We start from the raw sequence: 13,627 nt of genomic DNA on the forward strand, positions 1-13,627 counted from the left end.
GCACTGGTCCCAGGTCTGCCACAATGCACGAAGCGGAACCTCGCTCCGCAGTTGATACGGAGCAATGTTCCGCTTCATGAGTCTCATGGAAGGATCGCCGCGGTGGACGAAAGCGGTCAGGGCGCGGAAAGTGCAGCGGGATCCAAGCGCAAGGATGCCCGGCGCAATCGACAGACCTTGCTGGATGCGGCTGCCGCAGTCTTCGTCACCTCGGGCGTAGAGGCGCCGGTACGCGACATCGCGGCCAAGGCAGGTGTCGGGATGGGCACGATCTACCGGCACTTCCCGACACGGGCGGATCTCATCATCGCGGTCTACCGTCACCAGGTCGACGCCTGCGCCGAGGCCGGTCCGGCCCTGCTGGCGACCTGCGCCACTCCTTACGCCGCGCTGGGGCAGTGGATCGACCTCTTCGTCGACTTCCTGGTCACCAAGCACGGACTGGCTGCCGTGCTGCAGCCCGACAATGCCGGTTTCGACACGCTGCACGCCTACTTCCTCGACCGGCTCGTGCCCGTGTGCGACGAACTGCTCGACGCCGCGGCCGATCGCGGCGAGATCCGTACCGGCCTTGAGGGCCTTGAGCTGATGCGAGGCGTGGGCAACCTCTGCGTCGGTGCGGACAGCGATCCGCGCTACGACGCACGCCGACTGGTCGGCCTCCTCATCGCCGGACTGCGCCAGCCACAGTGACGATCGGCAGGGCATCCGACGTAGGGCGCTGACCGACTCCCCGTCGCGAAAGACTCACCGCCCCCCAAGTGGCTCTCTTGACCGAGGACTTCGGCGTAGATGACGTCACGGCGCTCCAAGGCGTACGGCATCACGGCCATGGTCGCCTTGCCGTCCTGGACGCGGACCCACTCGGGTCCGTGTGTGTACCGCAAGCCATCCATCACGTACACATCCCGCCTCAGCCTCGCTGTTCTGGGCGGTGATCCAGTGGTTTCCCTCGGAGACCAGGGTGGCGATCGCCGGCTTGATGACGTCGAGTCGCGGACGAAGGCCGCGAAGTCTCTTTCCCGGCGGGGCCGTTCCGAGTGCCGGGATGCCTCACAGGTCGGTCGCCCGCTCATGGCGGGGCTCGTACAAGCCCACCTCGCTGCCACCCGGCAGACGGAACCTGGTCAGCCGCCCCCAGCGCGCGTCGGTGACCGGCTGCGTGAACTCCACTCCCTTCGCGGTCAGGCTCTTCACGGTTGCGTCAACGTCGTCGCACATCAGATAGAGCTCCTGTGTCTCCGGGCCGTCCGTGGGATGCATGGCGATCTCGGTCGGCGGAAGCTTGAAGATCAGCCAGCCACCTCCCACGTCGACATGCGGATACTCCAGAACATCCCTGAAGAAGACCCGGTCCGCTTCCGCATCATGGCTGTAGATGATGATGTGCCCACCATTGATCATGCGTCCAGGGTAGGTGCTGATACGGACAGCACGGTGCTGCGGAGTCACACAGAGTGTTGCGGTTCGTTGCCGGTCAACCGTCCGAGCAGAGGGCCGGTGCACCCCAGCCCTCAACAGCCGTCAGTTCACCTTCACATAGCCGGTGCTGAGACGCCCGTACCGGTCTGACCACAAGGCGCCCTCCACGTAACCAGGACCGACCCAAGTCGGCCAGGTGTGGTAGTAGGTGTGCCCGGCGGTCATGGAGATATCCGGCGACACGAAATCATCTCCGCCCGGAACCTGCCAGGCCAGATGTCCGTAGATCGGCGCTCCTCCTGTCTTCTGATAGATCACCTGTATCGCTCCCTGGGCATTGACGGGTGTGATGGCTACGCACAGCCTGCCGTTGCCAAGGTTCACGCACTTGTCCGCCGCTTGTGCCGGACTGGCACCCAGGGCGATCACTCCTCCCAGAGCACTCAACAGGACGAAGGCACCCCGCATCAGCGCCGACCGCGCAACTTTCACGAGGTTCTCCTTGTGCGAGTCGGCTTTGACCCTGCGCTGGGGTCTCCTCGGTCACCTCGGACGAGCCCGAGGCTCGATGAGCTGGTGGCGAACCCGTCTGGCAACGCAGTCAAGCCGTGGCTTCATTGGCCCGCCAGTCTCGCGGCCGACGGGACGGACTACGGGTCGGTTCCACGAGGTTCGCAACGTCTGCCGATCGTCAGAGTCGACGCTCAGTCGACTTCGTGGCCGCCGAGGACAAGACCGCGCTCAAGCTCCGGGAACTGCTCGCCGAGCCGTTGGCGGCAGCGGCAGCGGAAGACGGTGCCTCAGCCTCGGGTCGCCGTAGGGCCGGGGCGGACGGTCTGCGAAGCAGGCTCGCCACCCACCACCCACCTGTGGATCGAGGACGCTGGCGGCCGAATCCGGCAATCACCCGCGTCGCTACGACGAGGCATCCCGCACTCTTCACCAGTCGGACCGTCTGCGCCCCGGTGAAACGCAGCTGTGCGGTTATCGGCGACCGCCCTGTTTCCGCTCGCTGCGCCATAGCGCGCGACGCTGCTACCCGGGCAAGGTTGCGGCCAACTAACTCGCCCACCAGGGCGATGTCGTGGGGAGCGCCGTCCCGACTGACCGGGACCGACGTGGGAGGACGAGAAATAGTTCACTGTCCATCGTGGGGGACAGGGGCGAGGGGAGTTTTGGGCGCTGACTCGTTCTCATGTCGCCCTGCGTTGGTGCTGGTGGCGACGTCGCCACCAGCACCACGCCACGGCCTGCCACTGACGCTGGAACGAGATCACGGCCGCGTCGGTGAGCCGGCGCTCAACCCTGGGTCACTCCTGCGGCGCCCGTCTTCTTGCTTTTGGCGCGGGTCGGTGCGCCGAGTGCCCAGAAGATCACGCCCGTGACGATGAAGACGGCCAGCGGCACCGCCTCCGTCAGCAGATAGGTCCAGCGCTCGCTGTAGCTCCAGCCGTCCGGTCGGAAGTCCGAACTGAACCAGTCGAAGGGCGCGCCCGGGACCAGCAGCTGCACCGAGGCGAACAGGATCAGCAGCGTCAGCACGATCGTGATCGGCCAGGCAGCGGGTGCCCGGTAGGCACGCTCCACCTGCGGGTACTTGCGGCGGAGCACCGGCAGCGCCGGGAAGATGCCGAGGTAGCTGATGAGCGTCGTGGAGACGGCGAGCCCGAGCACGGCGCCGAAGAGCTTGCCCGCGTTACCACCGGTGAGCTGGTGGGCGAGGATCAGCACGCCGGTGGAGAGCACTCCGCTGAGCAGGTTCACCCGGACCGGCGTGCCGAACCGCTCGGAGATCACACCCAGGGCACGGGGTGCGGCGCCGTCGTATCCGGAGACCGCCAGCGCACGGTCCGAGCCCATGATCCAGGTGACGCCCGAGGAGAGCACAGTCAGGATGAACATCACTGCGGCCAGATCACCGAGCACGGTCCCGGCCCCGCTGAGGGTGACCGTGCCGTCGGAGGCGACGTGGCCGCCGTAGACGGTGAAAACCTGGCGGATGGCGTCGAGGAAGCCGCCGAGACCGGTGATGGCCTTGACCGGGAGGACCAGCAGGATGCCGAGAATCGGCAGGCCGTACAGCAGCACGCCGAGCCCGGCGGCGCGGAAGATGCCGTAAGGGATGTCCTTCTGAGCGTCGGTCATCTCGTCGCCCGCGGTGTTGGGCAATTCGAAGCCGACGTAGTTGAACATCAGGACCGGGACCAGGCCGACGAAGCCGGCGTACGTCGGGGAGAAGTCGCCGAAGCCGAAACCGTGCAGGCCGTGCTTGAAGGCGTAGATGACCACAGTGAGCGTGAACAGGCCGAGCAGCACGAAACGGGACCACGCCCCGGCGGTGGGGATCCACTTGCCGACGTCGAAGGAGAGGATCGCCGCGAGCACGCCGACCCAGATGAATATCAGGGTGAAGGCGTAGAAGGCGGGGGTGCTCAGATCCTTGCCGTCATTGAAGAAGGTGGTGAACGCGGCGACCGCCGAGACGGAGAGAGTGCCGCCGAGCCAGACCGGATTGGTCACCCAGTAGAGGAAGTTGTTGACCGCTCCGGCCAGCCGCCCGAAGGCCCGGCTGGTCCAGATGTACGGGCCGCCTTCCTCCGCGAAGGCCGTGCCCAGTTCCGCGGTGAGCAGTGCTGAGGGCACGAAAAAGATGACGGCCAGTACGATCAGCCAGGTGAACGCCTCCGCTCCGGAGGCGGCCACCGTACCGATGGTGTCGAGGCCGACGAGGGTGCAGACCAGGAAGAACAGGATGTCGAAGCGGCCGAAATGTTTGCGGAGTTTGTTCCGCTCGGACTCCGCCGCGAGTGTAGTGGTGTCCACCTCGATTTTGGACAGACCAGCGGACACCCAGGCCTCCTGCTGTTAGGCGTCGATATGTTCGGCACATGGTGTGTCGGTGTGCCGACGGGCGACAAGGGTTGAATCCCATTCTTGACCAAATCCCAAGTTCGGCACGCCACCGGAAACGCCGTCGAAATGTACTCGCTACGTTGTGGGGAATGTCGGTGACAGTGTGGAGCGACCGCCCGAATCGTTCCGCCGACGGCGGAGTGCGATCCCGGCGGCCGTCGGCTCCACGCGGATGCCGTCCTGGCGGAATTGCGCGGACATCTCGGCGCAGCTCCTCGACCGAGGCGAAGTCGACAGTCAGATCGGGCACGGGGATCTCGGCGGTCAGGGCGTAACGGGCGTGCGGCCGCATTTCGACCCACTCTTACTCGCGGTCCCAGAGCACCACCTGACCCTGTTGACCACTCAGTACGCCAAGTTGACCACTCAGTACGCCAAGAGGCTGAAGGACGTTCGCGTCAATGCCGCCGATCCCTGCTGTACGGCAACCAATTTCAGCGGCCACAGCGGACCTCAGTCCGTCATCGCCCGCACCGGACCGATCGACTGGTCCTGAATCCGGGTCCGTCCCCCTACTGCGGGGTGTCGTCGTACGCCAGGTCGCCGCCCAGTTCGCGGGATGCCTGGGCCTGGGCGAGGAGTTCCCTGGCCTTGGCCTCGACGCCTTCGATGGCGTCCGCGCCGGCGACGAAACGCAGCAGCGGCTTGTCCTGGTCGGCGATGGTGAGCAGGGCGCGGGCGAGCTTGGCGGGGTCGCCGGTCTGCCGGCCGTTCATGTTCTTCCAGGCCGCGACGGTGGCGGTGGTGCGCTCGGCGTAGTCGCCGATGGTCGGCTCGGGCCAGGTGGTGGAGGCGTCCACGAGCAACTCGGTGCGGAAGAAGCCGGGTTCCACGACCGTGGTGTGGATGCCGTAGGGCTCGACGTCGTAGCGCAGGGATTCCATCCAGCCCTCCACCCCGAACTTGGAGGCGGCATACGCGACGCAGAACTCCTGGCCGATCAGACCGGCGGAGGAGGAGAGCGTGATGATGTGGCCGGCGCGCTGCTTCCGCAGGACCGGCAGGACAGCGCGGGTGACGTTCATCGGGCCGAAGAGGTTGGTCTCGATCTGCTGGCGCATCTGCGCGGGCGTGATCTCCTCGAAGTAGCCGGCGAAGAAATTGCCGGCGTTGTTGACCAGGACGTCTATGCGGCCGAAGCGGTCGACGGCGGCCTGCGCGGCGGCTTCGGCGTCGTCCAGGCTGGTGACGTCGAGTTTGGTGGCGAGCAGGTTGTCCTGGGGGCCGCCGAGGGTCTTCTCGACCTCTTGGGGACGGCGGCCGGTGGCGACGACCTGGTGGCCGGCGGCGAGGGCCTGGCGGGCGATGTCCGTGCCCAGACCGCGTCCGGCGCCGGTGACGAGAATGACCTTGCTCATGAGGGGTTCCTTTCAGGTGCCGTGGTCCGGCACCCGGTGTGGTGCGGTGATGACGCGTGGTGTCCGTCCCGGCGGCCGGCCGGGCGGTGGATGTCCCGGGGGATGTCCGGGCGGTGGATGTCCCGGAGGTGGATGTCCGGGCGGTGGAGGGGAGAGGGGGTGGGCGGGAGCCGACGCGACCGGTCACGGTCAGGCTTGGTCGGTGGGCATGATCCACAGTTCGCCGATGGAAGCGTGGCGGGGCCGGGTGACCATGTAGGCGACGCCGTCGGCGATGTCCTCGGGGGCGAGGACCTCGGTCTGCTCGTAGAAGGTGCCGATCGCTTCGCGGATCTCGGGCTTGTGATCGTTGTGCGAGCCGAGTTCGGTGTCCACGCCGCCCGGCTCCAGGACGCCGACGCGGACGTGCCGCTGGGTGACCTCCTGGCGCAGGGACTCGGTGAAGCCGTTCACGCCGAACTTGGTGAGGTTGTAGACGCCATAGCCGTTCCAGGCGACACGGCCGGCGATCGAGCTGATGTTGACGATGTCGGCGACCTTGCGGGGGCCGTCCTCGGCGGCCTTGAGCAGGTGCGGGAGGGCGGCATGGGTGGTGTGGAGCAGGCCCTGGACGTTGACGGCGAGCATGCGCTCCCACTCGTCGACGTCCGCGCCGACGACGGGGCCCAGAAGCATCAGGCCGGCGTTGTTGACCAGGGTGTCGAGGCGCCCGAAGTGCTCGACAGCCTGCTGGACTGCGGCCTCGGCCTGGGTGCGGTCGGTGATGTCGGCTTCCACCACCAGGGCGGTGCCGCCCGCCTTCTCGATCTCGGCGGCGACGTCGTCCAGACGGCCCTTGCGGCGGGCTACGAGGGCGACGGAGGCGCCGTCCTCGGCGAGCCGACGGGCGGTGGCCGCGCCGATACCGCTGCTCGCGCCGGTGACGAGCGCGACGGTGCCGGTCAGTTTCGATGCCATGGGGGTGTCCTGTTCTCTTTCTTTGGTTCTCTGGATGTGCGGGGCAGGGTCGGTGGGGGCGGACCCATCTGTGCCGAGGGGCGAGGCGAGCGCCGGTCACCGCGTGGCCGTGGCGGTGGGTGCGGCGGGGTGGGGCGGGCGCAGGGGACGTGGGTGAAGTCGGGCGCTGCTACGCGGCCGGTACGGCGCCCATCTGCTGGAGGATGCTCAGCATGTCGAGCTGGGCGCGCTCCTCGACGATCCTGCCGTGGGCCAGGCGGTAGAACGCCATGCTCTCCGCGCGGATGGCCTTGCCTGTTGCCTCGACACCGGCGAAGGGGCCCCTGTGGGTGCCCGTCATGGTGTAGCGGACGGCCACGGTGTCGCCCTCGGCGCGCATGTCCTCCACTGTCCACTTGAGGTCGGGGAATGCCTTCATGTTCGCGGCGACGACGCCGAGATACGTGTCCCGGCCCTGCTGCGTCCGGCCGCCGAAGTGCATGACGATGTCCGGGCTGATGAACTTCCTCGCCAGCGCCGGGTCGCCGGTGGGCAGGAACTCACTGGTGAAGCGCTCCATGATGCGTTTGTTCACCCGGGCGGTCCCGTGCTTCCACGAGAGCGATACCGCTGCGGCGCGCGACGTCGACCCGGAGTCGGTGGTGCCGCCCGCCGCGCCGGCCGCGTCCGCAGCACCCGATCCCAAGGCCGCGAGGGTGAGCGCTCCCAGCGTCGTGAGTGCGACGGCCGGCTTGGTGTATCGACGCATTGTTCGTCCTTCTGATTCTGTTCCGGCTTCTGAATCTGTTCCGGAGGGTCGTGTTGCTGTTGGCGGAGAACCGCAGCGCGGACGGCTCCGCGGAGAGGCCGGCGACGGGCGGCGGATGCGCCGCCGCTTCCGGGCGATTCACACCACCGTGGGCGGTGCACCATCTACAGAACCGGTTGTCACGAGACGGTGGGAGACCCTGATGGGAGGGGGTACTGAGAGGGACCCCCAGCCGTGCGGCAGCGCTCGTAGAGTGGAGCCCATGGCAGGCAGAAACATCCCTTACGGCACCAATCGCGATGTCCGTGGTGATTTCCGCGCGGAGATCCGGGAATTCCTGGGCACACGGCGGGCCAGGGTCACCCCGGAGCAGGTCGGACTGCCCGTGTACGGAGACCGCCGACGGGTCACCGGGCTGCGCCGCGAGGAGGTCGCCCTGCTCGCCGGCATCTCGAGCGAGTACTACACCCGCCTGGAACGCGGCAACGCCACCGGCGTCTCCGAGAGTGTCATCGACGGCATCGCGCGAGCGCTACGGCTCGACGAGGCCGAGCGAACCCACCTGCTCGACCTCCTGCGCGGCGCCAACACGACCCGTCCGCCGCGCCGCCGACCGGCCCAGCAGCGCGTCCGCCCCACGGTGCAGCGCGTCCTCGACTCGATGCTCGGCACGCCCGCTTTCGTACTCAGCGGACGCCTGGACATCCTGACCGCCAACCATCTCGGACGCGCGCTGTTCTCGCCGGTCTACGCCGACCCGGTGCGGCCGCCCAACAACGCCAGGTTCGTCTTCCTCGACCCCGGCGCGACCGAGTTCTTCCGCGACTGGGACAAGGTCGCAGGTGACACGGTCGCCATGCTGCGCGCCGAGGTGGGCCGCGATCCCTACGACCGGCGACTGTCGGACCTGATCGGGGAGCTGTCCACCCGCAGTGAGGAGTTCCGTCGCCGCTGGGCCGCTCACAACGTCCGGATCCACACCACGGGCATGAAGCTTCTCCATCACCCGGTCGTCGGGGACCTCGACCTGCCCTTCGAGGCCTTCTCCCTGGGGGCCGACGCGGGCCAGAGCCTTCTCACGTACACCGCCGAGCCCGGGTCACCTTCGCAAGAGGCCCTGAACCTGTTGGCCAGCTGGGCCGCGGCCGACCAGGACATCGAGCGGTCCGCGCCGACCGACGATCCCGAGTCGACAGAGTCGGCCGAGACAACCGACTGATCGACGGGCCGGGCGTGTCGATCCGCGGGAGTCGTCAACGGCCGCTCACAGGTGCGGGAAGCCGTCCGGGCGGTACTGTCGGTCACATGCGGAACGCGCCTGCCAACGTACTCGGCGGCTTCCTGCGCGTCGGCCTTTCCGCCTGGAACCGTCCGACGTCGGGCTGCCCGTCGGCGGCGGCACCCGCAGAGTGAAGGGCCTGCGCCAGGAAGAGGCCGCCGTGCTGGCGGGCGTGAGCGCCGACTACTAATCCGCCTGGAACAGGGCTGCGAAACCAACCCCTCACCGCAGGTCGTCGACGCGCTCGGCAGGGCATGGGCCTGGGCGCCGATGCGCGCACTCATCTGTTCCGCCTCGCCGGCATCAACCCCCGCACGAAGGCCGACAGCTTCCGCGACCAAATACACCCCGACCTGCTGCGGCTGCTCGACACCTTCCCGACGGCCGCGGCCTACGTGATGGGTCCGGCGTTCGGCATCCTGGCCACCAACGCCATCGCCGACGCCCTCCTGTCCCCCTTCAAGGGGGAGACCAGCATGCCGCGGATTCTGTTCACCCACCTGCGGGCCCGCGAGGTCTTCCCCGACCGGCAGTTGGTCACCAGCGCGACCGTGTACGTGCTCCGCCTGAATGCGGCCCGGTTCAGCGACGCCCCCGAGATCGGCGACCTGGTCCAGGAACTGCTGGAGGCGTCAGAGGAGTTCCGGGCCCTGTGGCACGACCAGACCGTCGGGACCCTCACGCGCGCCCACAAGGTGTTCGTCCACCCAGAGGTCGGCCGCATCGAGCTCACCTACCCACGCTTCGACGTGCACGACGCGCCCGGCCAGGAACTGCTGGTGGGTTCGGCAGAGCCAGGCAGCCGTAGCGCGGAGGACCTGACCTACCTTGCGTCCGCCGAGGCGTTCAGCCCGATCATCTCGGTGGCACTGCGGGGCGGCGGCGGACGCGATGTTGATGACGTGCCCAGACCGGCGCTCCAGCATCGACGGCAGCACGGTCGCGATGCCATGGAGCACACCCCGCACGTTCACGTCGATCATCTGGTCCCACTCCGTGACGCGTACGGCTGCCAGCGGTGCCAGCGGCATCACCCCCGCGTTGTTGACCAGCACGTCGATGCGGCCGTGACGGGCCGGTGCCACCCTCGGCGAAGGCATGGACGCCGGCCTGGTCGGTGACGTCCAGTTCGGCGTACTCGGCGCTGAACCCGGCCTCGCTCAGCTCCTTGGTCAGCAATGCGAGGCGGTCGGTGCGCCGGGCCTCGAGGACGACGTGGTGGCCGGCCGCGGCCAAGTGGCGGGCGGTCGCCTCGCCGATGCCGCTGGACGCCCCTGTCACGCGGACGATTTTGCGGTCGGACGGGATGGAAGTCGTGGTCTCAGGACCCTCCGGAGTGGGGTGAAGCTCGGTATCGGCGATCGCCGACAACCCGGGTCTTCGGCCACGTGACTCCGGCAAGAAGGCCCCACCGACGTGGGTGCCGCACACCCTCCTTCGCATTGCGTGGGTAAGCCAACTCCCACCTGCCGGTCGGCAGGCGTACCGCGATACCGCCCCGGCAGGCGCATCGCGATACCGCCCTGGCAGGCTGGGTGGTGTGCTCACCTGGTTCAGGCAGCCCGCCGTACTGCTTATGGCCGTAGACGTCGACGTGGCTTGGCGGCGACATCGTCACGGCCGGGCACGGGCCGCCGCGACCGTCCGTTCAGTGCGGCCTTCCTCATGCACCTGCATGGCGATCACGTCGGCGCGACCACGTCGGCTACGACAAGCTCTACGTCGGCGGCCGGGGGTCGCACCGGCCGGTGCCGGACTGCTCGAAACCCGCTCGCCGTACGACCCGCGCCTCCTCGGGCTCGCCGCGCAGGGCACCCCCGCCGATATCGACTCTTCGCAGATGAGCCTGCGTGAGCCGCTTTTCGGGCAGCCGAACCGTCGCGGACGGGTCGTTCAACGCGTCTCGACCTCCGACTCACTTTGAGGCGACCGCCGTGGCTGCGAGGCCGCGCCAAGTGCAGCGGGGCAAAGCCGAGCGCGACCGGTCAGAGACACCTGCGCGCGTTGAGCCGGGCGGCCTGGCGCGTCAGGTGGTCGCGTTCGGCGAGGTTGGGTGCTTTTTGGGCCGCCTCGGAGTACAGCCGTGCCGCCGTCGCCAGGTCGCCGTCGCGCTCGTGCAGGTACGCCGCAACCGCGGTGTGGCGGGGCAGTGTGTCGTCCAGCGTCGCGAGTGCGGCCAGGCCGGCGCGTGGTCCGTCGGCCTCGCCGACGGCCACCGCGCGGTTGAGCCGGACGACCGGGCTGTCGGTCAGGCGTGCGAGCTCGTCGTACCACTCGACGATCTGTACCCAGTCGGTCTCCTCGGCGGTGGGTGCGTCGGCGTGGAGTGCCGCGATGGCGGCCTGGGCCTGGAACTCGCCCAGCCGGTCGCGGGCGAGGGCCGTCTGCAGGATCTCGACGCCCTCGGCGATCGACTCGGTGTCCCACCGGCCGCGGTCCTGCTTGGCGAGCGGCACCAGGCTGCCGTCGGGCGCGGTCCGAGCGGCGCGCCGGGCATGGTGGAGCAACATGAGGGCGAGCAGCCCCGCCACCTCGGGGTGGTCGATCGCGGCCGCGAGCTGCCGGGTGAGCCGGATGGCCTCAGCGGCGAGGTCGACATCGCCGGAGTAGCCCTCGTTGAAGACCAGGTAGAGGACGCGCAGCACGGTGGCGACGTCGCCGGGTCGGTCGAACCGCACGCCGGAGACGGTGCGCTTGGCCCGGCTGATGCGCTGCGCCATGGTCGCCTCGGGGACCAGGTAGGCCTGGGCGATCTGGCGGGTGGTCAGTCCGCCGACGGCACGCAGGGTGAGCGCGACGGCGGACGACGGCGTCAGTGACGGGTGGGCGCAGAGGAAGTAGAGCTGGAGCGTGTCGTCCACCGCGGGCGCGGGCCCGGGCGCCGGCTCCTCGTCCACGAGGTCCTCGCGCCGGCGGCGGGCGGTGTCGGCGCGGGTGGCGTCGAGGAACCGCCGCCAGGCCACCGTGACCAGCCAGCCCTTCGCATCCCGTGGCGGATCGGCCGGCCAGACGCGGACCGCCTCGACCAGCGCGTCCTGTACGGCGTCCTCGGCCGCCGCGAAGTCTGCTCCGCGGCGGACGAGGATCCCGAGCACGCTCGGCGTGAGGCTTCTCAGCAGGACCTCGTTCACCTCGGAGGTCACTCCGTTACGGTGGGGTGCACGCCGAGGATCGGGCGCAGCTCCAGCCACTCGTGGATCGGCTTGCCACCGGCCCCGGGGGCGGCCGACAGCTCCCCGGCCAGCTCTAGAGCGCGCTCGTAATTGTCGACGTCGATCACCATCCAGCCGGCGATGACGTCCTTGGTCTCGGCGAACGGGCCGTCGGTGACCGGCGGGCGCCCCTCGCCGTCGTAGCGGACGAACGTCCCCTCGGGGGCGAGGGCCTGGCTGTCGACGAATTCGCCGGTCTTCTCCAGCCGGGCCGCGAAGTCGTTCATGTACTGCACGTGGGCCGAGATCTCCTCGGGCGTCCACTGGTCCATGGGTACGTCGTTCACGGGAGTGGGGGCGCCGCGGTAGTGCTTCAGCAGCAGGCACTTGGCCATCGTCGTTCTCCTCGGTGCTGGTGCGACCCATTGTGGGCGCGTTCACCTCGGGGACGGAGCCGGGCACGGGTTCTCGACATCGCCGACCGAATCTTTTTGGCTCTCGTGGATGAGCCTGGGTGAGCCGTCTCGCCATGTCCGGGTCCACGGCGTGGCGCGAGGGCGGGACGGAGCGAGGCCTTCCAAGATCAGCAGCGACCAAGCAACAGAATCTGGAGAAGGCCTTGCGTGCGTGCCGGTACGTGCGATCGAGGCGAAGACGGTCCGAGCTGCCAAAGCCATCCAAGACCATCCTCGACTCGCTCGCGCCGGCAAGGGTATGGGGGACTCGACGATGTGGGTGAGGCCGGATCACGAGGGACGAAACGGGCGACGCGAACCACTCGTTCGAAGGGCCGTGACACGAGGCGCGTCAAGGACTGGGCAGCTAGGCGGGACGGCACTCTCCGCGCAGCGTCGCGAAGGTTCACTGAACGGGGCCAGTAACCCTTCAGGAGATCGCGGACGACGCCGGAGTTACATGGTGCGGCGCGCGTGCCCACTGACGAGGGCGAGCACGATTGGGCTCTCGCTGAGCCGAACCTGGAGAGCCTCGGGACGTCAGCAGGTCGGCGGGACAGTAAGTACGGTACTGAGGCCGGAACCCGAGACGCAGAGCGGCGATAGGCATGCCACCAGCCGCTGATTGGCTCTCGCTCCGGAACGGTGCGCCAGGGAGACTGGCGGTCCGATGCCGTACTTGAAGGAGTCGTGATGCAGGTAGCCGTGGTCACCTTCGACGGGTTCAACGAGCTCGACAGCTTTATCGCTTCCGCGCTGATCAACCGGTGCCGTAAGGACGGCTTGGAGGCCTTCATCACGACGCCGACGCCGGTGGTCACGTCGATGAACGGCGTCGAGGTGACCGGGCAGCGCCCGATGGAGTTCGTGACCGAAGCCGACGTCGTGCTGATCGGCAGCGGAGTGAAGACGCGAGACGTGGTCGACGACGACCGGCTGATCTCCAGGCTGCCACTCGACCCCTCGCGACAACTGATCGGTTCACAGTGCTCCGGCGCACTGGTGCTTGCGCGGCTCGGTTTGCTGGGCGGCATGCCGGCTTGCACGGACATGAAGAGCCGGCCCTTTGTCGAAGCCTGCGATGTCACCGTGCTGGACGCGCCGTTCCACGCCGAGGGGAACATCGCTACAGCGGGCGGCTGTCTGGCGTCCCAGTATCTCGCCACGTGGGTGATCACCCGGACGCTCGGGGAGGACGCCGCGCGCGACGTCATCGGGTACGTGGCTCCGGTCGGCGAAAACCAGGAGACTGTCGAGCGCGCCATGCGTGCCGTCCACGCGGGCGAGGCCGTACTGGGCTGATGCCCCGCGATCAGGCAGCTCCTGGCCGAGTTGACCGAGCC

The 13,627-nt window shown here is 68.4% G+C and carries 11 protein-coding genes and 4 pseudogenes; 5 read left to right on the top strand and 10 right to left on the bottom strand.

Going from position 1 to position 13,627, the window contains the following annotated elements; all coding sequences use genetic code 11:
• Positions 1–102: 102 nt before the first annotated feature.
• Positions 103–693: a TetR family transcriptional regulator gene (locus ACFZDJ_RS50275; RefSeq protein WP_391069617.1), complete on the top strand. Its 591-nt coding sequence runs from the start codon at positions 103–105 to the stop codon at positions 691–693.
• Positions 694–1,053: 360 nt separating this feature from the next.
• On the opposite strand, the gene ACFZDJ_RS50280 is transcribed toward ACFZDJ_RS50275, so the two are convergent.
• From ACFZDJ_RS50280 to ACFZDJ_RS50290, 3 genes are all read right to left on the bottom strand, one after another.
• The gene (locus ACFZDJ_RS50280; protein WP_391069619.1) at positions 1,054–1,404 is read right to left on the bottom strand and encodes a VOC family protein; all 351 of its coding nucleotides are present in this window, start codon (positions 1,402–1,404) and stop codon (positions 1,054–1,056) included.
• 120 nt (positions 1,405–1,524) lie between these two features.
• Entirely contained in the window at positions 1,525–1,914 is a 390-nt protein-coding gene (locus ACFZDJ_RS50285; RefSeq protein WP_391069621.1) for a hypothetical protein, read from the bottom strand.
• Between the two features lie 807 nt (positions 1,915–2,721).
• Positions 2,722–4,272 (bottom strand): APC family permease, encoded by a 1,551-nt coding sequence (locus ACFZDJ_RS50290; protein ID WP_384921603.1) that lies wholly within the window; start codon positions 4,270–4,272, stop codon positions 2,722–2,724.
• Positions 4,273–4,693: 421 nt separating this feature from the next.
• Here ACFZDJ_RS50290 and ACFZDJ_RS50295 point away from each other — a divergent pair.
• Positions 4,694–4,819: pseudogene (locus ACFZDJ_RS50295) on the top strand (short-chain dehydrogenase); the annotation flags it as partial.
• A gap of 28 nt (positions 4,820–4,847) precedes the next feature.
• On the opposite strand, the gene ACFZDJ_RS50300 reads toward ACFZDJ_RS50295, so the two are convergent.
• The 3 genes from ACFZDJ_RS50300 to ACFZDJ_RS50310 form a co-directional block, all read right to left on the bottom strand.
• Complete coding sequence (locus ACFZDJ_RS50300; RefSeq protein WP_391069623.1) at positions 4,848–5,693, bottom strand: SDR family NAD(P)-dependent oxidoreductase; 846 nt, start codon at positions 5,691–5,693, stop codon at positions 4,848–4,850.
• A 189-nt stretch (positions 5,694–5,882) separates the two neighbouring features.
• Positions 5,883–6,650: an SDR family NAD(P)-dependent oxidoreductase gene (locus tag ACFZDJ_RS50305; RefSeq protein WP_391069625.1), complete on the bottom strand. Its 768-nt coding sequence runs from the start codon at positions 6,648–6,650 to the stop codon at positions 5,883–5,885.
• A gap of 169 nt (positions 6,651–6,819) precedes the next feature.
• Complete coding sequence (locus tag ACFZDJ_RS50310; RefSeq protein WP_391069626.1) at positions 6,820–7,398, bottom strand: ester cyclase; 579 nt, start codon at positions 7,396–7,398, stop codon at positions 6,820–6,822.
• A gap of 262 nt (positions 7,399–7,660) precedes the next feature.
• Between ACFZDJ_RS50310 and ACFZDJ_RS50315 the strand changes: the two genes are divergently transcribed.
• Together ACFZDJ_RS50315 and ACFZDJ_RS50320 are read left to right on the top strand one after the other, a co-directional pair.
• On the top strand, positions 7,661–8,617 hold the full coding sequence (locus tag ACFZDJ_RS50315) for a helix-turn-helix domain-containing protein (protein WP_391069628.1): 957 nt from the start codon (positions 7,661–7,663) through the stop codon (positions 8,615–8,617).
• Between the two features lie 458 nt (positions 8,618–9,075).
• Positions 9,076–9,441 (top strand): annotated as a pseudogene (locus tag ACFZDJ_RS50320) (transcriptional regulator); the annotation flags it as partial.
• Positions 9,442–9,609: 168 nt separating this feature from the next.
• Here the strand turns inward: ACFZDJ_RS50320 and ACFZDJ_RS50325 are convergent.
• From ACFZDJ_RS50325 to ACFZDJ_RS50340, 4 genes and pseudogenes are all read right to left on the bottom strand, one after another.
• Positions 9,610–9,777: pseudogene (locus ACFZDJ_RS50325) on the bottom strand (SDR family NAD(P)-dependent oxidoreductase); the annotation flags it as partial.
• 46 nt (positions 9,778–9,823) lie between these two features.
• Positions 9,824–10,120: pseudogene (locus ACFZDJ_RS50330) on the bottom strand (SDR family NAD(P)-dependent oxidoreductase); the annotation flags it as partial.
• Between the two features lie 542 nt (positions 10,121–10,662).
• The gene (locus ACFZDJ_RS50335) at positions 10,663–11,808 is read right to left on the bottom strand and encodes a DUF6596 domain-containing protein (RefSeq protein ID WP_391069668.1); all 1,146 of its coding nucleotides are present in this window, start codon (positions 11,806–11,808) and stop codon (positions 10,663–10,665) included.
• Between the two features lie 8 nt (positions 11,809–11,816).
• Positions 11,817–12,224 (bottom strand): YciI family protein, encoded by a 408-nt coding sequence (locus ACFZDJ_RS50340; protein ID WP_391069630.1) that lies wholly within the window; start codon positions 12,222–12,224, stop codon positions 11,817–11,819.
• A gap of 753 nt (positions 12,225–12,977) precedes the next feature.
• Here ACFZDJ_RS50340 and ACFZDJ_RS50345 point away from each other — a divergent pair.
• Positions 12,978–13,586: an AraC family transcriptional regulator gene (locus ACFZDJ_RS50345; RefSeq protein ID WP_391069632.1), complete on the top strand. Its 609-nt coding sequence runs from the start codon at positions 12,978–12,980 to the stop codon at positions 13,584–13,586.
• Positions 13,587–13,627 lie beyond the last annotated feature (41 nt).

It is taken from the genome of Streptomyces sp. NPDC007896, assembly GCF_042959425.1.
Taxonomy (GTDB): domain Bacteria; phylum Actinomycetota; class Actinomycetes; order Streptomycetales; family Streptomycetaceae; genus Streptomyces.

Excerpts from the sequence above, each read along its gene's own strand:
- ACFZDJ_RS50280 (WP_391069619.1), bottom strand. The coding sequence starts at position 1,404 with ATGATCAATGGTGGGCACATCATCATCTACAGCCATGATGCGGAAGCG.
- ACFZDJ_RS50300 (WP_391069623.1), bottom strand. The coding sequence starts at position 5,693 with ATGAGCAAGGTCATTCTCGTCACCGGCGCCGGACGCGGTCTGGGCACG.
- ACFZDJ_RS50305 (WP_391069625.1), bottom strand. The coding sequence starts at position 6,650 with ATGGCATCGAAACTGACCGGCACCGTCGCGCTCGTCACCGGCGCGAGC.
- ACFZDJ_RS50310 (WP_391069626.1), bottom strand. The coding sequence starts at position 7,398 with ATGCGTCGATACACCAAGCCGGCCGTCGCACTCACGACGCTGGGAGCG.
- ACFZDJ_RS50315 (WP_391069628.1), top strand. The coding sequence starts at position 7,661 with ATGGCAGGCAGAAACATCCCTTACGGCACCAATCGCGATGTCCGTGGT.
- ACFZDJ_RS50340 (WP_391069630.1), bottom strand. The coding sequence starts at position 12,224 with ATGGCCAAGTGCCTGCTGCTGAAGCACTACCGCGGCGCCCCCACTCCC.
- ACFZDJ_RS50345 (WP_391069632.1), top strand. The coding sequence starts at position 12,978 with ATGCAGGTAGCCGTGGTCACCTTCGACGGGTTCAACGAGCTCGACAGC.